The organism is Flavobacterium defluvii (assembly GCF_900129555.1).
GTDB lineage: Bacteria > Bacteroidota > Bacteroidia > Flavobacteriales > Flavobacteriaceae > Flavobacterium > Flavobacterium defluvii.
The window spans coordinates 157919-179178 of sequence record NZ_FQWC01000003.1 but is presented as its reverse complement, the minus strand read 5'-3'; the positions used below and the strand labels follow the sequence as shown (position 1 = coordinate 179178).

Below are 21260 nucleotides of genomic sequence, written 5' to 3'. Positions count from 1 at the left end.
TGAAATCAGCGCCGTTTTTTATTTATGAGTTTACCAGATTTTAACTCGTTTTTCAGGACTTACAAACATTTTGTCTCCACTTTTAATTTTGAAAGCTTCGTAAAAAGCATCCACGTTTTGAATTGGAACATAAGCTCTGTACATTCCCGGTGAGTGCGGATCTGTTTTTACCTGGTTTTTAATCGCTTCGTCTCTTGATTTTGTTCTCCAAACTGTAGCCCAGGAAATAAAGAAACGCTGCTCTGGAGTAAATCCGTCGATTAAACCCGGATTTCCATGTGCTTTTAAATACAATTGCAACCCATCATAAGCCGCATTGATTCCGCCCAAATCTCCAATATTTTCACCTAAAGTAAATTTACCGTCAACATGAATTCCCGGCAATGGCTCTAATGCACTGTATTGATCTGCCAATTCAGAACCCAGTTTTGTAAATTGCTCTAAATCCTGTGGTGTCCACCAGTCAACAAGATTTCCTTCGGCATTGTAACGCGCTCCGGAATCATCAAATCCGTGTGAGATTTCGTGACCAATTACAGCTCCAATTCCACCATAATTTACAGCTTCATCAGCCTGATAATTGTAAAATGGCGGCTGAAGAATTGCGGCAGGAAAAACAATTTCATTATATGATGGATTGTAATAAGCATTTACGGTTTGCGGCGACATGCCCCATTCTGTTTTATCTACCGGTTTATTTAACTTTTCAATACTTTTCTTAAATCTCCATTTTGATAAGTTTTTAGAATTGTAAAAATAAGTTCCGCCTTCTGCAATACTTTTAATTTCCAGTGCAGAATAATCTTTCCACTTATCAGGATAACCTACTTTAATGGTAATTTTATTTAGTTTCTCGATTGCTTTCGTTTTGGTATCTGCAGACATCCATGTTAAATTATTAATACGGTTTTGGTAGGCCGTAATAACATTATGAATCATGTCCAGAGCTTTGGTTTTTGCTTCAGCAGGAAATACTTTTTCTACATACAACTTACCAAGTGCTTCACCAATTCCTCTGTTTACAACCTGCAATGCTTTTTCTTCGCGAGGCAATTGTTTAATTGCTCCTCTTAGAGTTTTGCTGTAAAAATCAAAACTGGCTGTTTCAATATCTGTTGTTAATTTTGAAGATGCTGTGTTTAACAAATCCCATTTCAAATATTCTTTCCACTGTGCTACTTTATTTTCTGTAAATACCGTTTGCAGTGTTTTCATATACTTAGGTTCTGTAACAATAACAGTATCTAATTTTGTTATACCAATTCCTGTAAAATAACCATTCCAGTTTATGGCCTGAGTTAATTTTTGAAGTTCGGCAATTGTCATTGGGTTATATTGCAAACGGCTGTCTCTGCTTTCTACGCGGTTTAATCTTGGTTTAGATAATTCTGTTTCAAAAGCTAAGATTTCTGCAGCGCTTTGTTTTGCTTTTTCCGGAGATTCGCCAATAAACTGCAGCATTCTTGCAACATGAAGTTCATATTTTGCACGTTTTTCTTTAGAATCTTTATCTTCAGAAGTATAATAGTCTTTGTCTGGTAATCCCAATTGGCTCACAGCTAGACTTACCGAGTTTTTAGAACTGTTTTTATCATCGGCACCAATATAAATTCCGAAGAAACCTGAACCCCCTTCCGGCTCCATTTCTACAAGATATTTTTGAAGATCGGCAACATTTTTAATCGCATCGATCTTTTTTAAATACGGTTTTAAAGGAGTAATTCCTGCTTTGTTTCTTCCAACAGTATCCAAAACAGTAAGGAATAAGTTAACAGCTTTTCCCTGATCTGTATTTGATTTATAATTTGGATTTTTTGATGCATCTTTTAAAATAGACATTACATCTTTGTCTGTCTTTTTAATTAATTCATTAAAGCTTCCCCAAGTTGTACGATCGTTAGGGATTTCAGTTTGGTCCAGCCAGGTTCCGTTAACATATTGAAAAAAATCCTGACTTGGACTAATTTTAGTATTCATGTAAGATACATTAATACCAGGCTCTTTTGGAGCATTTTGGGCTTTGATTGCTGTAAATGAAAACATTACAGAAAAAGCACAAAATAAAGGTTTACTAAGTTGTTTCTTCATTTTTAAATGTGTTTCGAGTGTGTATACAAACATATCGTTAAAATTTGTAACTGTATGTTAAAATTTATGCAATAATAAACTATAAGAAATATATTATAACATTTTAATAGAAACCATCGATTATTTTCATGAATTAAAAACCTTTATTTTTCTGATAATTAAAATTGTTTTTGGAATATTTGTTTAACAAATTAAAGTCCAAATGAAAGCAAAAATTCAGAATGCCGTTTCCGGAAAAATTGAAGCGATTGGTTTACCTATTATGGCTTTATGCTGGGTCAGCTTTTTTTGGGGAACAACCTGGCTGGCTTCAAAAGAAGGCGTTAAACATATGCCGGCTTTACAAATGGCAACAATTCGTCAGTTTTTCGGCGGATTAATTTATGTGGTTTATTTTATTTTGAAAAAACAACCGTGGCCAAAAGGAAAACAATGGCGCACTATTATTATTTTGAGCTTTTTGAATTTTGTTTGCAGTAATGGCTTAAGTACCTGGGGAGTAAAATATATGACAAGCGGATTGGGCGCCATCATAAGTGCGCTTTTTCCAATCTGGATTATTATCATTAATTTCTTTAATGGCGAACGAATTGCCAAAATGGCTTTGTTTGGAATTTTGATTTCTTTTGGAGGTATCTGTGTAATTTTTATCGATTATATAGCCGATTTTTTAAATCCAGATTTTCAATTCGGAATTATTCTAATGACAGCGTCAACTGTAACTTGGGCATTTGGAATTTTACACACGAAGAAAAAAGCAGCGAGTTTTAATCCGTATTTTAGTTTAGGACTGCAAATGCTGATTTCGAGTATTTTTATTTTCGGAATTACAGAAGCTGCTGAGGTTAATATCCCAATTAGCGAAATTCCATCACAATCCTGGTGGGCAATTGGATATTTGGTAATTATTGGTTCCGTTTTAACCTTTATTGCTTTTATTTATACGCTGCAGCATCTGCCAACAGAAATAAGCAGTATTTATGTTTACATTAATCCGATTGTTGCGATGGTATTGGGTTCGATTATTTTTGGAGAAGTACTTACACAGGCAATCGCTATTGGTTCGGTCGTAACTTTAACCGGATTGTATATGGTCAATAAATCCATCCGAAAACCTAAAATTTAGTTAGCCACGAATTCACGAATTATTTTTTATTCAATTCATTAATTTTAATTCGTGAATTCGTGGCGAAAAACTCGTTGTCATTTGTTAAAAACCATTAAAATTGTGCCTTTTAAAACGCTCTTTTCGTATTTTTGCGCCAAATTATTTTTATGAAATCGCTTCTTTATAAATACCGCAAATTCTTCATTGTATTAATTATTTTTTCTGTAGTCACTATATCTTTATTTTATTCTGCTTTAAAACCGCAAAAAACACTTCCGATTTATAATCCGGCCGATGTAAACCCGGAATTAGTTGACAGTACTATTCAGTACAAAAGTAAGTACCATACGATTGCAGATTTTTCGTTTGTAAATCAAAATGGCGATACAATTACTCAAAAAAATTACGAAGGCAAGATTTATGTTGCCGATTTCTTCTTTACAACCTGCGGATCGATCTGCCCAAAAATGTCAACCAATCTTGTTGAAGTACAAAAAGCAGTTTTAAACAATCCAAAAGTAATGCTGCTTTCGCATACCGTTTTTCCAGAAGTAGACAGCGTTTCGGTTTTAAAAGCCTATGCGGTAAAATATGGTGTTGTAGACAGTAAGTGGAATTTGGTTACGGGAGATAAAAAAGAAATTTATACCATGGCCAGAAAATCTTACTTAGCGGTTAAACTTGGCCGCCCAGATCAGTTATATGATATGGTTCATACCGAAAATTTTGTTTTGGTAGATCAAAAAAGACGTGTTCGCGGATTTTATGACGGAACCAAAAAAGAAGAAATTGCCAGACTAATCGAAGACATAAATTTCCTATCAAAAGAGTAAAATTCCTCACTTTTAGAAAGATTTAGCATTTTCAAACCGTATTATTACCTTGGAATAAATAATTATTACCTATTTTTGCAATCTAAATTCAATCTAAATAAGCTTTGCATAATACTATTCACACCCTGAAAAAAGGCGATAAAGCCATTATCAAAGATTTTGATATCGATTTGGTTCCTTTAAAACTATTAGAAATGGGATGTCTGCCGGGCAGTTTAGTCGAATTACTTCAAATTGCTCCATTTGGAGATCCTTTATATTTAGACATAAACGGTTCGCATGTTGCTATTCGTGTTGAAACGGCTCGTGAAATTGAAGTTGAACTTTTACAAACCAATTTATAATGAGCGTTCAGAATATCAATGTTGCCCTTATAGGAAATCCCAATGTTGGAAAAACTTCAGTTTTTAATCAGCTTACAGGTTTAAATCAACAAGTTGGAAATTATCCGGGAATTACGGTTGAGAAAAAAATGGGTTTCTGCAAACTGCCGCAAAACGTTAAAGCCAACATTCTCGATTTGCCAGGAACTTATAGTTTGAATGCCAGTTCGATGGACGAAAGTGTAGTAATTGAACTTTTATTAAACAAAAACGACAAACTTTATCCTGACGTTGCCGTTGTGGTAACTGATGTAGAAAATCTAAAAAGAAATTTACTGATTTTCACACAAATAAAAGATCTTGAAATTCCAACGATATTAGTCATCAACATGGCAGATCGTATGCAGAGCAAAGGAATTTCTTTGGATATTCCGCTTCTGGAAGAAAAACTAAAAACCAAAATTGCTTTAGTAAGTTCACGCAAAGGTTTGGGAATTGAGGAACTAAAAGAACTTATTGTTTCTTATAAAACCGTTACACACGAACCTTGTTTAAATGCATCGGTAATTGACCCCGAGTATTTTCAAAAATTGCAGCATGCTTTTCCAAACCAATTAATGTATAAATTGTGGCTGGTAATTACGCAGGATGTCAATTTTTCAAATTTGGACAGAAATGAAATTCGAAACACTTTTACCAAATCGCATTCAGAATTAAAACGCTTGCAGCAAAAAGAAACCATCAAAAGATATCAGTTTATAAATGATGTTTTAAAAGAAGGTTTAAAAATCGATACCGAAGCGGCAACAGATTTCAGAGCTAAACTGGATCGCATTTTGACTCATAAATTTTGGGGATATGCCATTTTCCTTGCGATTTTATTTGTCATTTTCCAGTCTATTTTCAGCTGGTCAACTATTCCGATGGATTTTATAGACGCGACTTTTGCTTCGTTAAGCAGCTGGGTTGCTGAAAAACTACCGAGCGGTATATTAACCGATTTGCTTTCGCAGGGTATTATTCCGGGAATTGGCGGGGTTATTATTTTCATTCCGCAAATTGCTTTCTTGTTTTTGTTTATTTCAATTCTCGAAGAAAGCGGATACATGAGCCGTGTTGTTTTCCTGATGGATAAAATTATGCGCAAATTCGGGCTTTCGGGAAAAAGCGTTGTGCCGTTGATTTCAGGAACAGCCTGCGCGATTCCGGCAATTATGGCGACACGAAATATCGAAAACTGGAAAGAACGCCTTATTACGATTTTAGTAACGCCATTCACAACTTGCTCTGCAAGATTACCCGTTTATGCCATTATGATTTCATTGGTAATTCCAAATAAACGTGTGCTAGGTATTTTAAATCTTCAGGGATTATCACTTATGTTGTTGTATTTACTAGGATTCTTTATGGCAATTCTATCGGCTTATATTTTAAATAAGGTTTTAAAATTTGAATCAAAAACGTATTTCGTTGTCGAAATGCCTAGTTATAAATTACCGCTTTTTAAGAATGTTGGAATCAATGTAGTTGAGAAAACCAAAGCATTTGTTTTAGGCGCGGGTAAAATCATTCTTGCAATATCGGTTATTTTGTGGTTTTTAGCGTCTTTCGGACCAGGAAAAGAATTTAACGAGGCAGAAACTATCGTAAAAGAAAGATTTGCAAATACGAAACTGAGTGAAATTCAATTTGAAAATGAAGTTGCTTCTCAAAAAATAGAGAATTCCTATATCGGAATTATGGGTAAAGCTATCGAACCTGTAATTTCTCCACTTGGTTACGACTGGAAAATCGGAATTGCGATAATCAGTTCGTTTGCTGCTCGTGAAGTTCTGGTAGGAACGCTTGCCACAATTTACAGCGTTGGAGATAGTGATAATGAATCGACCATAAAAAGCCGAATGCAGAAAGAAGTAAATCCTGAAACAGGCGAAAAGGTATTTAACTTTGCAACAGGTATTTCGTTATTGTTGTTTTATGCTTTTGCCATGCAGTGCGCCAGTACATTGGCCATTACTAAAAAAGAAACCAATTCATGGAAATGGCCGGTAATGCAGCTTTTCTTTATGAGTGGTCTGGCTTATATTACAGCACTTGTGGCTTATCAATTTTTAAAGTAAAAAGTTATGGTACAAGAAATTATAGCCTTTGCAATATTACTTTTGGCTGTAGGGTTTTTAATTAAAAAATTCTTTTGGAAATCAAAAAAGAAAAAAGACTGCGGCGATGGTAATTGCGGGTGCTCGTAAAACCTTATTTCATAAAAAAGAAAAAGCTTTACAGGGATTTTTAATCCTTATAAAGCTTTTTCTTTTTTATGCTTTCCTTACTTTTTTATAGTTTTACCAACAGTTGGTTTACTGAAAAAGTTACCCGAAATTTTAACTTTATGCATTCCCATATACTCTGCAAACTCATCAAGTTGTTTTTTCAGTTCATCTTCATTTCCATCAACCGGAATATCAGCATACCATTCTAAAAGAACAGCACGTTTAAAGAAAATATTAGTCATTCTGTAATAATATCTCGGGTCATCAACACTAAAACGTCTTTGAAAAAGTACAGTGCGGTTGTCGATTTTTTGATAGAAACATTTGTCTATTGAAGGCTGACATTCGTTGTTGACATAATATTCCAAAACCGCATCAGAATAATCGATCTCGTCTTTTGCGGCAGAAATTTTTAAGGTTATTCCTTTTCGTTCAGCTACAGCCGCTTCAGAAACTATAGTAAATTTCCATTCAGGTGTACTTTCTATTGTAACCAAATCATTTCCAAATCTAATTTTTGAGGTAAGAACAGAATCCTTACCTGTAATCACCATTTCGTCTTTAACTGATACTTGTGCCAAACAAAATGTACTAAATAAAACTGCAATAATTAAGTAAAGTTTTTTCATTAAATAATTTGTTTTAGGATAAGTCACAAATATATTAAATGTTAAGAAAATTACTATTTTTATTTGATGAAGATTCTATCTTATGTTATTATTTTTAAATCTTTTAAGTCCTGTTCTTAAACTATTTCAGAATTAATTTTGCAGTGTAAAAATTCATCAGAAATGACTAAGTTTGAAAGAGAAGAAATTTTAAGAGATAACAGAGTTGCAAGATTATTATGGTTTTCGATTGGATTCTTATGTGCTTTTGCATTAATGAGTGCTTTAAAATCCTAATTCTAAACAACAAAAAACAGCAGAGTTTCTAAATTCTTATGATAAAAAAACGACTTCAGAATCTGAGGTCGTTTTTTTATTAATAAGTCATATAAAATCGAATGCTATTTTACTCCTTCCCATTCAGCATAAAACTGAGCCAGGAATAATTCCATAAAATGATGTCTCTCTGCAGCGATTTCTTTTCCCTTTTCGGTATTCATTTTATCTTTTAAAAGTAAAAGCTTTTCATAAAAGTGATTAATCGTTGGTGCATTATTCTTTTTATATTCCTCTTTTGTCATATTCGTTATCGGCTCAATTTCCGGATTGTACAACGCACGGTTTTTAAATCCGCCGTAATTAAAAGCCCTTGCTATACCAATTGCACCAATTGCATCTAATCGATCAGCATCCTGAACAATGTCTAATTCTACAGAAGCAAATTTCTTTTCAAAATTCCCGCCTTTAAACGAAATATTTTCAATAATATTAATTACATGAACAATTATGTCTTCAGAAACATTTTCTGACTCTAAAAACGCTCTTGCTGTTTTAGGACCGATGGTTTCATCTCCGTCATGAAATTTACTATCGGCAATATCATGAAGTAAAGCCCCTAATTCAACAATAGTTGTATCACAATCTGTATCTTTTGCGATTAAAAGCGCGTTTTTGTAAACACGTTCAATATGAAACCAGTCGTGCCCGCCTTCGGCATCATTTAATTTTTCTTTTACAAAAGCAATGGTTTTATTTATAAGTTCAGAGTTATTCATATTTGTGGTTTGGTTTTTGTGAAAATGGCACGCAGATTTAACGGATTAAACGAGTTTCCGCTGAAGTTTTATAGTTTAAATAAAAAATGTTGATTGTTAAAGGTTTTAAACTCTAACAATCAACAATATTTTCAATATCAAAAAATCAATTGCAATTTGCAATATCAATCTAAAATCTACATTCTAAAATCTAAAATTTTTTACAATCTAGCCGGTTCTACCCATTTAAAAATGTGAGATTCAGCCGGAATTACTAATCTCTCAGAAATTCTGGCCATACGAGCCGGAAGTTTCATTAAGTAATCACGTGCTTTTTCGGCTTCATCTGTTAAGTTTGTGATTTTGTCAATTTCCCATTTGTTGATTAATTTCTGCAAAATTTCAACATAATCATTTGCCGTGTAAACACCAATACGCTGTGCAGAATCAGAAAACTGCTCAAATGCAGCGCTGATTTTTTGCCCTGATTCTCTTAAGAAATGAGCAGGCATAACGATTTTTTGTTTCATCATATATTGAAAAGCAAGCATCATTTCGCTAGGATCAACCTGAAAAATTCTGTTTACAAACTCACTGTAGGCATGATGATGACGCATTTCGTCTCCAGCAATCATTTTACACATTTTAGAGAGTTTATTGTCTCCAAATTTCTTAGCCATTTGTGCAACTCTGTTATGCGAAACATAAGTTGCTAATTCCTGGAAACTGGTATATACAAAGTTTTTGTATGGATCAGTTCCGGTACCAATATCAAAACCGTCGTTGATTAAATGCTGAGTTGTCATTTCAATTTCACGCATGTTAACACGACCAGACAAATACAAGTATTTATTTAAAAGATCTCCGTGGCGGTTTTCTTCTCCGGTCCATTGTCTTACCCATTTGGCCCAGCCGTTTCCGCCATTTTCAATTTGATTTATTCCTTCTACATCCATTAACCAGGACTCATATGTAGGCAAAGCTTCTTCGGTAATAGTATCACCTACAAGCGTTACCCAGAAATCGTATGGTAATTCTTTAGCAATTTCACGCAGTTCCTTTACCTCCTCAAAGAAATTATCTCCTTCAGAATTAGGCAGGAAATCTGACGGCTGCCAAATTTTTTCCACCGGAATTAAATACTGTTCAACGAAGCTGTCAACGTTTTTTTCTAAAAACTGCATCACTTCTAATCTAATGTTTTTTATAGACATTACTTATTTTAATTTGGGGATTTATGTTTTAGCTCGGACTAAAACTTAAACCTGTTTATACTCGTTTACTCCTTCAACAACCGCTTTTTCTGTTAATGCCATTAATTCGGCAAAATCATAATCTTTTACAGCTAGTGCTTTGTGTGCCGTAAAAGTTAAGCGGTTTCCTAAACCAACCGGAAACATACCGTAACGAACCATTTTCCATGAATTATTAATACTTACCGGTACTACATACGCTGAAGGCGCATATTTGCAAAGAATTTTTAAACCGCTTTGGGCAAATTCTTTAGGTTTACCTGTTTTGCTACGGGTTCCTTCCGGGAAGATTACAGCAGATCTAGTGTTTTTTTCTATATATTCAGACAAGCCTTTGATTACCGGAATCGCTTGTTTTGGGTCTTTACGGTCAATTAAAACAGAACCTCCGTGACGCAGATTATACGATACACTTGGAATTCCGCTTCCTAACTCCTTCTTACTTACAAATTTACAATGAAAACGTCTAAAGTACCAAATGATTGTAACGATATCGTACATACTTTGGTGATTGGCAACAAAAATGATCGGAACTCCTGTGGGAATATTCTCGACACCAGTAACTTTATAAGTTGTGCCAACTAAATTGGTACATCTTAAAAGGCAGAGGTTTAAATAGTCGACACTTTTTTTATGAGCCTGATATCCAAAAAGATTAAGGCAGATCCATTGTATCGGATGAAAAACCACCAAACACAATCCAAAAAATATATAATAAATAACGGAGATTGGATATGAGATTATCTTTTGCATGCTTGAAAAAATTTGAGGTCAAAAGTAGTAAATATATTCTTAGCGATAGAAAAATTGAAAACAATAACCGTTTTTATGGTTTAATTGTACCTTTGTCCCTAAAATTGCAACTTTTTTCTGAATTAAATGAACTTTACTTACCCTAAAAATGAACGCTTAAAGAGCAAAACCACGATTGGATTACTGTTTTCTGAAGGAAAATCAGTTTCTAAATATCCGCTCCGTTTGGTTTTCCGTCAAGCGGAAGGAAATTCAGAAGAAATAACAAAAGTGGGCGTTTCGGTTTCTAAAAAATATTTCAAGAAAGCTGTTGATAGAAATTACTTCAAAAGAGTTTTGAGAGAAACGTACCGATTAAATAAACATTTGCTTTTAGATAATCTAGAAAGGCCATATTCGATCATGCTTTTTTACCAGACAAAAGACAGATTATCATATGAAGAAATCAACACCAAAACAATTCAGCTGTTTGAGAAATTTGTACAGCAGATAAACAAAACACAAGATTCTGAAATCAAAAAGGATTTATAAATCTTCAACCTCAACTTTGCACACCAAATCAGATAAAAAATTATAAAAAAATTGTAGTTTTAGCACTAAATTGAAATTTTATGCGATACATTTTCTTTTTATCTGTAATTTTTTGTGTTCTCTTGGGTTGCAGCAAAGCTGAATCTGAAAGCTCAGATGAAGTACTGGCAATTAGTACTGTAAAATTACCGCCGAAATTAAATAAATCAGAATCAGTAAGTGCTGATAAAAACCTGGAAGTTCCTTCTCCTAAAATTGAACAAAAAATCATCAAAGAAGCTTCACTTCGATTTGAGACAAATGATTTAGAAGAAACATTCAGTAAAATCAAAATTGCTGTTGCAGCAAACCACGGAAATATTTTAATTGATTCTGAAGAAAAAGACTATAATTCTGTTTTTAGAAATCTTACGATTAAAGTTCCGAGTCAGAATTTTGATAATTTTATAAATACAATTTCAAAAGGAGTTTCTTATTTCGAAAGAAAAGATATTTCTGCAGAAGATGTTACCGAAGAATACATTGATCTCACAACAAGATTAAAAAACAAACGAAAACTTGAAGAGCGTTATTTGCAGATTTTACAAAAAGCGAATAAAATAAGCGAAATTCTGGAAATTGAAAAACAGATTTCGATTATCCGCGAAGAAATTGAAGCTAAAGAAGGACAATTAAAATATTTGGAAAGCAGAGTTTCTGAAAGTACCGTAAAAATTGAATTTTATAAAAACCTTCCTGAGCAGGAAGCAGTGCAATTATCTTACGGATCAAAGATCTGGACGGCTATAAAATCGGGATTTTTTAGTTTGTCGAGTTTCTTTATATCAATTATCAGCATTTGGCCGTTTATAATTATATTTTGTGTATTAGCCTATTTTATTAGAAAAAGATTAAAAAGAAAAAAACAACAATCATGAATCGTTATTTCAAAAAGAAATTCATTATACCAACTGTTGCAGCGGGGTTATTATTTGTGGGAACCAGTTTCAAAGAAGACTTTTTTGAAATTGCCAAACAAATCGAAATCTTCACAACCTTATTCAAAGCTGTAAATACCAATTATGTAGACGAAACAAATCCGGGTGATTTGATGGATAAAGCCATTAAAAGCATGTTGGGAAGTTTAGATCCGTACACGGTTTACTTTAACGAACAGGATGTGGTGAATTTTAAAATCAATAATACGGGAGAATATACCGGAATTGGCGCTATGATTGCCCGCAAAAAAGACCGTTTAATTGTTCGCGAACCGTACAAAAATTATCCTGCTGACAAAGCCGGATTAAAAGCGGGAGATGAAATTATCCAGATTGGCGATGTTTTAATTGCTGATTTTAAAGATGATGCTTCGCAATTACTGAAGGGAACAAAAAACACGAAAATCGCTATCAAATATCTTCGTCAGGGAAAAACGTATACAACAGAATTGGTTTTGGATGAAGTGGATATTAAATCAGTTCCGTTTTATGGAAAAATCGATGAAAAAACCGGTTATATCGTTTTAGCACATTTTAGCAGAAAAGCTTCTGCAGAAGTTAAAGATGCTTTAGAAAAACTAAAAGCCGACGGAGCAAAACAGATTGTTTTGGACTTAAGAGGAAATCCGGGCGGACTTTTAAATGAAGCAATTGATATCTGCAATTTATTTGTTCCAAAGAATGAAGTTATTGTAACCACAAAATCGAGAATCGAAAAACACAACAATACGTATAAAACAACCAAAGAACCGATTGATACTGAGATTCCGCTTGCGATTTTAGTAAACGGAAGAAGTGCATCGGCATCTGAAATTGTTTCGGGAGCTTTGCAGGATTTAGACCGTGCGGTAATTTTAGGAAGCCGCAGTTTTGGAAAAGGACTTGTACAACGTTCAGTAGATTTGACTTACGGAACTCAGCTTAAAGTAACTATTTCACGTTATTATACCCCTTCGGGTCGTTGTATTCAGGCATTAGATTATGCACATAAAGATAAAAATGGTGTTGCTCAAAAGACAGATGCCAAAAATTTCAATGCTTTTAAAACAAGAAAAGGAAGAACAGTTTATGATGGCGGCGGCGTTTTACCGGATATTGAACTTGAAGAAGCCAAAATGAGCCCAATTACGAGCGCTCTTTTGAAAAATGACGGAATATTTGATTACGCAACTACTTACTATTATAAAAATCAAAATTTAGGAGATAAAATTCCTGTTGTTACAGATGCTGATTATTCTGCCTTTAAACAATATTTAAAAACAAATAAAATTAGTTTTGATACTGAAACAGAAGTTGCCCTGAAAAACACTTTGGCTGCAGCCAAAACCGAAAAGATTGACGAAACTATTGCTCCGGAATATCAACAATTATTAGCCGCATTAGAAAGAAGTGAAAACACTCTGCTGGATAAAAACCAAAAAGAAATAAGAGGTTTAATTCAGGAAGAGCTTATCAAGAGATACCAATACCAGGAAGGTTTGTATCAGTTTTATATTAAGAACAATTCAGAAATTAAAAGAGCAGTAAGCGTATTAAATAATCAAACTGAATATAAAACGATTTTAAAAATGTAGCAAAATGAAACTCTACCGGGTCCTGTTTTTGTTTATTATTTACAATGTATCGGCACAGCAAAAACCTATCGAAACAGTATATTTTGATTTCGACAAGTATGATCTTACTGAAACACAAACCCGAATTGTAAATAATTTTATAAAATCGATAGACACGGCAAAAGTTGAATCTATACAAATCTACGGTTACTGCGATGACCGCGGCACAGACGATTATAATTTTAAACTTTCGCATGACCGCGTAAATACAATACAAAACCTATTGGTTTTATCAGGATTTAATCAAAGCAAAATTGTTATTTTAGAAGGAAAAGGCCGGGTTGTGGTTCGGCCTGACACTGTTGAAAATCTTTATGAAACCCGATTGCGGAATCGGCGGGTTGATTTGATAGTAATAAAACGAAACAGTTTCCTAAAGAAAGATGGTTATGCTTCTTTTAAAGACAAGCTAAAGGTTGGCGATAAAATATATCTTGAAAACATTTTTTTTGATATGGGCAGTGCACGCTTAACTAATAATTCTAAAAAAGAACTTGACAAAATTGTGTTAACTCTTCAAAAGCAAAAAAACATTGAGTTTGAAATTAGGGGGCACGTTTGCTGTACTCCTGAAATATACAGTGACGCAATTGATAAAGATACCAAAGAAAGAAAACTTTCCTGGAACCGCGCAAAAACAGTTTTTTATTATTTAAGCTCTAAAAAAGTTTCAAAAAACAGAATGCGTTACCAAGGCTGCGGTAATAAATTCCCTCTAAAAAGAGGCGATATATACGATCGCCGGGTTGAATTTTTAATTACCAAAATTTAGAAAATTTTTAAATAGAAAGATTTTATTACCTAAAGTATTACTCCAAACAATATTGTTAATTTTTTGTTTTTAAATTATTTACAATCTATATAAATCTTAAAATTAAATATTGCAACATTGTTGCTTTTTATGTTTTTATTTATTCTCGTATCATTTCGATGTGTTCAATATCGTCTTCAAGGTACATTTCGCTTGACTGAACAAAACCATGACTTTCGTAAAATTTCTTTAAATACAACTGTGCTCCAATTGTTATTTTATCTTTACCAAAGTTTGATTTTATAGCGGCAACTGCTTCACGCATTAAATCGTGTCCCCATTTTCTATCACGATAATTCACATCGACAACTACTCTTCCTATCGATGCATTATCAAAACTAATTCCGGCATCAAACAAACGAGAATAAGCAACAACTTTACCGTCATATTCTCCAATTAAATGTAAAGCCTTTTTGTCTTTTCCGTCAAGATCTAAATAAACACAATTTTGTTCTAGAACGAAGATTTCGCTTCTTAGTTTAAGCAAGTCATATAATTCATTTACTGTTAATGCCTCAAATGACTTTATTTTCCATTTTAATTCCATTTTTGTATACTGTCTTAATAATTTAATACTAAAACAAAATTACGTCAAATATTATCAAATAGAAATCCCGATTGCATTTTACAATCGGGATTTGTTATTTATAAAAAATTGTATGTTATTATTTCTTCTTCATTACAATTTCCATGCTTTTATATTCTTTTCCGTCTTTTACATCAAACATTTCCATTTTACGTGTTGTTGGATCAACAATAGTATAAACTTCTCTGTATGGCGATTTTTTTCCATCCACAGGATTTACAACTTCGCCTTTTAGTTCCATACTTTTAGTCCCTTCATCATATTTTCCGGTTGCAACCATCATTCCTGTCCCCATGTTATCAATAAAAGTTGTTGTGTATTCTTTACTTGCGTTGTTGTAGGCCAATGTACTTTTTCCTTCAAATGGCGCTCCCATAATTTTTCCCTGATAATTTGCTTCCTGATAGCGTCCTCCAAGAATCATTTTGATGTTTGCTACCGAAGTAGATTTTTCCGGTTTACTGCCTGGTTCGTACCAAAACGTCATGTCACAATTCCATGTTCCAACTTCATCGGTCATTAATTTGTGTGGTTCGCCGGGCGTTGCATAGGCTTGCCATGCTTTTGCTGCTGTAGCAGAATCTACTGGTGCTTCTGCTGCCGACTCTTTGGTTTTAACACTATCTGAAACAGTTGAAGTGGTTTCTGTTTCTGCTTTTACTTCTTTTTTACACGAAATAACACATAGTGCAATAATTACTAATGCGGTGGTTAACTTTTTCATAATCCTTTGTTTTTATGTTTGTTACAAAAACAAAAGTAAGAAAAATAACAACTGGAGTTGTTTCAGGTTTCAGGTTTCGGGTTTTTGCAGGGTATATTTAACTGCAAAGTTTGCTAAGGTTTACGCAAGGCACGTTATAGAAACATATAAGATAATTTAAGCAAATTCTTAAATATAACTTTGCGGCTAAGAAAACCTGAAACTTTTGAAACCTGAAACCTGAAACAAACTTTTATCGTTTGTCTATTTTTACAGATTTTATAATGGCTTCGAGATCGAACATTAAATCGCGTTCCTGATTTGAGGGTGAATAACAAAAACCTTCTATCACCAAAATTCGATTATAAACAGGATCTACAATTGCATAATTTATAAAAGGCCCGGACATGAAATCGTTTTTAAGCTCCCAGTTGCCTTTTGTTTCAAAAGCTTCTTTTCCATCAAGTGATGTATTTGAAAAATATGGTGCATAAGCTTCTCCCGTAATCATTTTGGTTTTGGGTTCTCTGCCTTTTATATAAGTACCTATTGAATCGCGCATTTTAATAATATTTCCAACAACATTTCCACGGGTTTTGAAATTGTGAAGCGGAATTTGATATATCAATAAACTTGTGTTTCCGCTGATAATATCTTTCTTAAGCCAGATGAAGTTTTTTTTGTGAAGCATATATTCATATCCGGTAGGAATTTGAATATCGATGTGAAACTTATTTTTTATTACCGCCGGATTCAAAAGTGATTTTCTATTGTCTTCCTGAACTTTTTCGATTTCGGCATCGCGAATCATTTTGATAATTTGTGCCGAATTTAACTCGATGCTGCAGATAATGTCATCAACAGATTTTCCATAAATACGAAAAGTATTGTGGGGCAATGATTTATTGTGGATTATTTCAAATTTTTCTACAGCTGATTTTTTAACAACGATAATGCTTCGGCTGTCGGTTACAAATCCTTCCAGAAGTTTTGCAGGATATTGATTGATTGTAAAAAGTGGTTCTTCCTGAGTTAAGCCCAGAACTGGCGATGCAAATTTATTTCTTATACTGTCGCCAACTTCTCCATACCACAACTGATCGTCGATGATAATGGAAATTGTATTTGTTTTTCCAGAAACAGGCTGTTGCTGTTTGTCTGTTTTTAAACAAGAAATCAGTATAAACGGAAGTATTATAAATAAAAAATGGGTTTTATTCATTTTCTTAATTTATGAAATAAAACCCAAATTTAAATAAGATTTTGAATTATCCGTTTATTTTAAGTTTCATTCCCGGTTTAATATCTTCATCTTTAATACCATTCCATTTTTTTATATCAGAAATTGTTACTCCTGGATATTTTTTAGAAATGCTGTATAAAGAATCACCTTTTTTAACGTAATAATCTTCACTCATAGATTTTGCTGAAGGTGCTTTCTTTTTGAAAGACTCTACAGAGTTAGATGCAATTGCTGTAGAAACAGGTTCTTGTATCTCTGTAACTATTTTAGAAACCACTAATGTTTTTCCTAAACCAATATTATTAGATGTAAGATCATTTAACTCTTTTAAGTCAGCAATAGTCGTACCGAATTTTTTTGCAATACTTCCTAAATTATCGCCAGCTACTACAACGTACTCTACAGTTTGTATTGAAACTTTATCATTATCTTCTGCTGAAGCTACTGCTTCTTCAGTATTTTTCTCTATAACCGGCAATGCTTTAGGCTCTTTAACCGCTTTCGCAGAAGAATCAATATCTGATTTAATTTTTAATGTTTTTCCTAAAGCAATTGCATTTGATTTAAGGTTGTTCCATTTTTTCAAATCAGAAATATTCACATTGTATTTATCTGCAATAGAACCTAAGTTATCTCCTTTTCTAACTTTATAAAATTCTATATCTTTTTGAATTTCTTTTTGAACTTCTAAAGATTTAGTCTCTTTAACCGGTTTTCCTTTTGGAGCAATTTTCATTGCTAAACGAGATGGAATTGATTTATTTTCAGATTCGTATTTTACGTAAGCGTAAATTTTGTCTTCGTTTGAAACAAAAGTTGCGATTTTATCCTTTGGTAACCGAAGAAAATTTTGTTCACCATGATAAGCTGGTACAACATTTAGTTTATACGACGGATTTAAAAGCTGAAGCTGTGATTGAGGCATGTCTAATAAATCGGCAATTTGTTTAAATGACATTTCATTTTTAATTGCTATTGTATCTGTCTCAAAGTTTTTTACTACAGCTCTTTCGGGATTGATTCCGTGTTCTTTGTGATATTCAAAAAGGTACATTGTTGCATAAAATGCCGGAACATAACCCTGAGTTTCTTTTGGAAGATAATTGCGAATGTCCCAGTAACCTGTTTTTCCGCCCGAACGACGAATTGCTTTTGTTACGTTTCCTGGACCAGAGTTATAAGATGCCAGAACTAGTTCCCAGTCATTAAAAATGTTGAACATTCTGCTCAGGTAGTCTGAACATGCGGCCGTAGCCTTAAGAGGATCGCTTCTTTCATCGATATAAGAATCAATTTTTAAAGCATATTGTTTTCCGGTTCCGTACATAAACTGCCAAAGCCCGGTAGCGCCCATTCTAGAAACTGCTTTAGGATTTAAAGCAGATTCTACAACGGCTAAGTATTTTATTTCCAATGGAACTTTTTCTTTTGCGAATGTTTCCTCAAATATTGGAAAATAATATTCTGATAAAGCCATTAATCGTGAAAATGATTTTTTACGATTTTTTAGAAATGACTTAATTACATTTTCTAATCCCTGATTGTATTCTATCTGAAAAGGTGATTTTGCATTCATTGCCGCCAAACGCTCTTTAAGCAATTCTGTTGGCAATTCTTCATCTACAGTAACATCTTTATTAATAGTCTGAATATCTTTTGTCAAATCATCGTAGATATCTAAACTTACTAACTCATTCATCCAAAGACTGTCAACTTTTGAAGCCAGATCATCTTTTTTGAATGTGCTTTTAATAGAATCTAAATAAGACAACTTTACTTCGGGCTTTATTTCTTTTGAGAGTTCGGCAGACTGTTGCGCAAACACTGACACTGAGAATAAAGCGGTTACCGCTAATGAAATTTTCCTTACAATCATATAACACTTTTTTAAAATTCTATAAATCAACCAATTATAGAACTGTTATTTTTGCAAACTTAAAAAGTTTAAGGCTTAAATATACGCAAAAAAATGTTAATTGTGATTTTTTAGTCTAAAATCGCTGCGATTCCAGGTAAAACTCTTCCTTCTAACATTTCAAGCATTGCCCCGCCACCCGTAGAAACGTAGCTCATTTTCTCTTCAAGACCAAACTGTTTTACTGCTGCAACAGAATCTCCTCCTCCAACTAAAGAGAATGCTCCGTTTTTAGTTGCTTCTGCAATAAAATCACCTAAAGCGATAGTTCCTTTTGAGAAAGTTTCCATTTCAAAAACTCCTAATGGACCGTTCCAAAGAATTGTTTTTGATTCTAAAATTACTTTTTTGAAGTTTTCTAATGATTTTGGACCTGCGTCAAGACCCTGCCATCCGTCAGGAATTGCTGTTACGTCTACAATTTGTGTATTTGCTGAATTTGAGAAATCGTCTGCAGCCACTACATCAACAGGAATATGAACCTGAACATTTTTTTCTTTTGCTAATCTTAAGATTTCAAGTGCTAAATCTAATTTATCATCTTCGCAGATTGATTCTCCAATTTTTCCACCTTGTGCTTTGATGAATGTAAAAGTCATACCTCCACCAATAATCATGTGGTCGACTTTGTCTAAGATATTTTCGATAACAGTAATTTTAGAAGAAACTTTTGAACCTCCTAAAACTGCTGTTACTGGTTTTTCGCTGTTATTAAGTACTTTGTTTAAGCTGTCAATTTCTTTTGCTAATAATGTTCCGAATGTTTTATCGTTTGGAAAGAATTGTGCTATAATTGTAGTCGAAGCGTGCGCTCTGTGTGCAGTTCCGAATGCGTCGTTTACATAGATGTCTCCTAATGAAGCTAATTCTTTTGCGAAAGCAATATCTCCAGCTTCTTCCTCTGCGTGGAAACGTAAATTTTCAAGTAATAAAACTTCTCCCGGCTGTAAATTTTTAGCAGCTGTTTGAGCTGGTTCCCCAACGCAGTTTTCTGCAAACTTAACTTGTACTCCTAAAATTTCAGAAGCCGTTTTTAAGATATGTTTTAATGAGTACTTTTCTTCAGCTCCTTTTGGTCTTCCTAAGTGTGACATTAAGATTACGCTTCCGCCTTGAGATAAAATAGTATCGATAGTTGGTTTTGCAGCTTCAATACGTGTTGTATCGGTTACATTAAAATTCTCATCCAACGGCACATTAAAGTCAACACGGATTACTGCTTTTTTATTTTTAAAATCGAAATCGCTTAAAGTTTTCATTTGATATTTTTTTTAGTTTTTTAGAAAGAAAAACAAATATAGGACTTTTAAAGTACTAATAAATTCGAATAAACTAAAAAAGCTCTAATAAAAAGAACGAAAACGTTATAAATTCACAAATAAATTGGTTTATTAAATATTAAAAACAATTATGCGTGACGATTTGATATCATCTGAAACAAAAAACCTTCTCTGTTAACAAAAAAAGAAATGTGGTAATGAAAAACGGTATTTATAGAATTAAGCAGATACGAAATAAATAAAAAAGCGAGTCACAACATTATATGTTTCGACTCGCTTTATAATATTGAGACTTTTAAGTCTTATAAAATAATCGTCAATTGGCGATTAATCGTGAACTGGACTCTGCGTACAAGGACAGTTACTGATAGATTGTAAGAAATCGAATCCGATTGTTACAACGTGCGTTCCTGTATTGTAATTTCCTAAATCGTTGAACATAACCTGATATGAATATCCGAAGTAAAACTTAGATTTCATAAAACCTGCCATTGGCCCAACTGATAATGGTTTTGGAAACTGGTCGTTTAAGAAACGGTATGAAACTCCAATCCAGTAATAATCTTCGTAACGGTTATATCTTCTGTATTTGAAGTTAATATCGGTTGTTGAACGCTGGTCACTTGCAAAATACTGGAAGAAAACTGATGGTTCGTATTCGATACGGCTATTTTCTGCATCTCGAAAAATATAACCTGTATAAACCTGATAGTTTGAAAGTAAGTTCGGTTCTACCCCACGATACTTAGATGTGTTTTTCTTTAATACGTTATTGGCATTAAAACTCAAATAGAAATCTTTGTTTCGGTACAAGGCACTAATGTCAAAGTTGTTGTTTGCATTGTAGCGATTGTCTGTAACTGTTGGGTCTATAACAGGATGCTCGATTGTGGTATTAAATTCATCTGTATCAATTCTGAATGTATTGAAGTTGTACGAAATACCAAAAGATAAATACTGTTTAGAATAATAATCAAGAATAAGGTGATGTGCAAAAGAGACTTTTGCACCCGTTTGTCTTGTATATCCATTTTTATCGTTGTACAAAGAAATACCAACCCCTGAACGATCTAAGATTCTAAAATCGGCATAAAGCGATTGGTTTTGCGGAGCATCTTTAATTCCAACCCATTGTGTTAAACCATTGGCCCTAATTCTAAGGTTGTCACCAATACCCGCATAAGCAGGAGAAAGCACAAACGGGTTATCAGCCAGATACTGAGTAAAAACTGGTAGGTTTAACTCTTGGCTGTAACTTGTTGTTACAGCCATGAGTACTAAGGATAAAATAAACTTTTTCATTGTAATAATTTTTTTAGATAACATCATGG

General features: G+C 33.5%; 20 protein-coding genes. 9 read left to right on the top strand and 11 right to left on the bottom strand.

What is annotated here, in order from left to right; genetic code table 11:
* Positions 1-30: 30 nt before the first annotated feature.
* Entirely contained in the window at positions 31-2088 is a 2058-nt protein-coding gene (locus BUC29_RS08350) for a M13 family metallopeptidase (protein WP_073415256.1), read from the bottom strand.
* 202 nt (positions 2089-2290) lie between these two features.
* On the opposite strand from BUC29_RS08350, the gene BUC29_RS08345 reads away from it, so the two are divergent.
* From BUC29_RS08345 to BUC29_RS08325, 5 genes are all read left to right on the top strand, one after another.
* Positions 2291-3214 (top strand): DMT family transporter, encoded by a 924-nt coding sequence (locus tag BUC29_RS08345; RefSeq protein ID WP_073415254.1) that lies wholly within the window; start codon positions 2291-2293, stop codon positions 3212-3214.
* A 149-nt stretch (positions 3215-3363) separates the two neighbouring features.
* Positions 3364-4029, top strand: a complete 666-nt coding sequence (locus BUC29_RS08340; RefSeq protein ID WP_073415252.1) for an SCO family protein — start codon at positions 3364-3366, stop codon at positions 4027-4029.
* 104 nt (positions 4030-4133) lie between these two features.
* Entirely contained in the window at positions 4134-4373 is a 240-nt protein-coding gene (locus BUC29_RS08335) for a FeoA family protein (RefSeq protein ID WP_073415250.1), read from the top strand.
* Positions 4373-6472 carry a ferrous iron transport protein B gene (gene feoB / locus BUC29_RS08330; RefSeq protein WP_073415248.1) on the top strand — a complete coding sequence of 700 codons (2100 nt, stop codon included), beginning with the start codon at positions 4373-4375 and terminating at the stop codon, positions 6470-6472. Before BUC29_RS08335 ends, feoB begins: the two co-directional genes overlap by 1 nt.
* 6 nt (positions 6473-6478) lie before the next feature.
* On the top strand, positions 6479-6601 hold the full coding sequence (locus BUC29_RS08325) for a FeoB-associated Cys-rich membrane protein (RefSeq protein WP_073415246.1): 123 nt from the start codon (positions 6479-6481) through the stop codon (positions 6599-6601).
* A gap of 77 nt (positions 6602-6678) precedes the next feature.
* Here the strand turns inward: BUC29_RS08325 and BUC29_RS08320 are convergent, their stop codons facing one another.
* From BUC29_RS08320 to BUC29_RS08305, 4 genes are all read right to left on the bottom strand, one after another.
* Complete coding sequence (locus BUC29_RS08320; protein ID WP_073415243.1) at positions 6679-7251, bottom strand: hypothetical protein; 573 nt, start codon at positions 7249-7251, stop codon at positions 6679-6681.
* Positions 7252-7631: 380 nt separating this feature from the next.
* Positions 7632-8285 (bottom strand): HD domain-containing protein, encoded by a 654-nt coding sequence (locus BUC29_RS08315; RefSeq protein ID WP_073415241.1) that lies wholly within the window; start codon positions 8283-8285, stop codon positions 7632-7634.
* 200 nt (positions 8286-8485) lie between these two features.
* Positions 8486-9478: an acyl-ACP desaturase gene (locus tag BUC29_RS08310; RefSeq protein WP_073415239.1), complete on the bottom strand. Its 993-nt coding sequence runs from the start codon at positions 9476-9478 to the stop codon at positions 8486-8488.
* 45 nt (positions 9479-9523) lie between these two features.
* Positions 9524-10270, bottom strand: a complete 747-nt coding sequence (locus tag BUC29_RS08305; protein ID WP_073415237.1) for a lysophospholipid acyltransferase family protein — start codon at positions 10268-10270, stop codon at positions 9524-9526.
* 126 nt (positions 10271-10396) lie between these two features.
* Between BUC29_RS08305 and rnpA the strand changes: the two genes are divergently transcribed.
* The 4 genes from rnpA (at position 10397) to BUC29_RS08285 (ending at position 14163) form a co-directional block, all read left to right on the top strand.
* Positions 10397-10801 carry a ribonuclease P protein component gene (gene rnpA, locus BUC29_RS08300; RefSeq protein WP_073415235.1) on the top strand — a complete coding sequence of 135 codons (405 nt, stop codon included), beginning with the start codon at positions 10397-10399 and terminating at the stop codon, positions 10799-10801.
* An 80-nt stretch (positions 10802-10881) separates the two neighbouring features.
* The gene (locus BUC29_RS08295; RefSeq protein WP_073415232.1) at positions 10882-11718 is read left to right on the top strand and encodes a DUF4349 domain-containing protein; all 837 of its coding nucleotides are present in this window, start codon (positions 10882-10884) and stop codon (positions 11716-11718) included.
* Positions 11715-13352 carry a S41 family peptidase gene (locus BUC29_RS08290; RefSeq protein WP_073415230.1) on the top strand — a complete coding sequence of 546 codons (1638 nt, stop codon included), beginning with the start codon at positions 11715-11717 and terminating at the stop codon, positions 13350-13352. The genes BUC29_RS08295 and BUC29_RS08290 overlap by 4 nt, the downstream gene beginning before the upstream one ends.
* Positions 13353-13356: 4 nt before the next feature.
* Entirely contained in the window at positions 13357-14163 is an 807-nt protein-coding gene (locus BUC29_RS08285; protein ID WP_073415228.1) for an OmpA family protein, read from the top strand.
* A 139-nt stretch (positions 14164-14302) separates the two neighbouring features.
* On the opposite strand, the gene BUC29_RS08280 is transcribed toward BUC29_RS08285, so the two are convergent.
* The 6 genes from BUC29_RS08280 to BUC29_RS08255 all read right to left on the bottom strand — a co-directional run bounded on the left by BUC29_RS08280 (position 14303) and on the right by BUC29_RS08255 (position 21231).
* On the bottom strand, positions 14303-14749 hold the full coding sequence (locus BUC29_RS08280) for a GNAT family N-acetyltransferase (protein WP_073415226.1): 447 nt from the start codon (positions 14747-14749) through the stop codon (positions 14303-14305).
* A 118-nt stretch (positions 14750-14867) separates the two neighbouring features.
* Positions 14868-15512 carry a DUF1579 domain-containing protein gene (locus tag BUC29_RS08275; RefSeq protein ID WP_073415224.1) on the bottom strand — a complete coding sequence of 215 codons (645 nt, stop codon included), beginning with the start codon at positions 15510-15512 and terminating at the stop codon, positions 14868-14870.
* A 232-nt stretch (positions 15513-15744) separates the two neighbouring features.
* Positions 15745-16713: a DUF4837 family protein gene (locus tag BUC29_RS08270; protein ID WP_073415222.1), complete on the bottom strand. Its 969-nt coding sequence runs from the start codon at positions 16711-16713 to the stop codon at positions 15745-15747.
* A gap of 46 nt (positions 16714-16759) precedes the next feature.
* On the bottom strand, positions 16760-18610 hold the full coding sequence (locus BUC29_RS08265; protein WP_073415220.1) for a LysM peptidoglycan-binding domain-containing protein: 1851 nt from the start codon (positions 18608-18610) through the stop codon (positions 16760-16762).
* Between the two features lie 110 nt (positions 18611-18720).
* Positions 18721-19908 carry a phosphoglycerate kinase gene (locus BUC29_RS08260; RefSeq protein WP_073415218.1) on the bottom strand — a complete coding sequence of 396 codons (1188 nt, stop codon included), beginning with the start codon at positions 19906-19908 and terminating at the stop codon, positions 18721-18723.
* Positions 19909-20256: 348 nt separating this feature from the next.
* Complete coding sequence (locus tag BUC29_RS08255) at positions 20257-21231, bottom strand: PorP/SprF family type IX secretion system membrane protein (RefSeq protein WP_073415975.1); 975 nt, start codon at positions 21229-21231, stop codon at positions 20257-20259.
* Between the last annotated feature and the right edge of the window lie 29 nt (positions 21232-21260).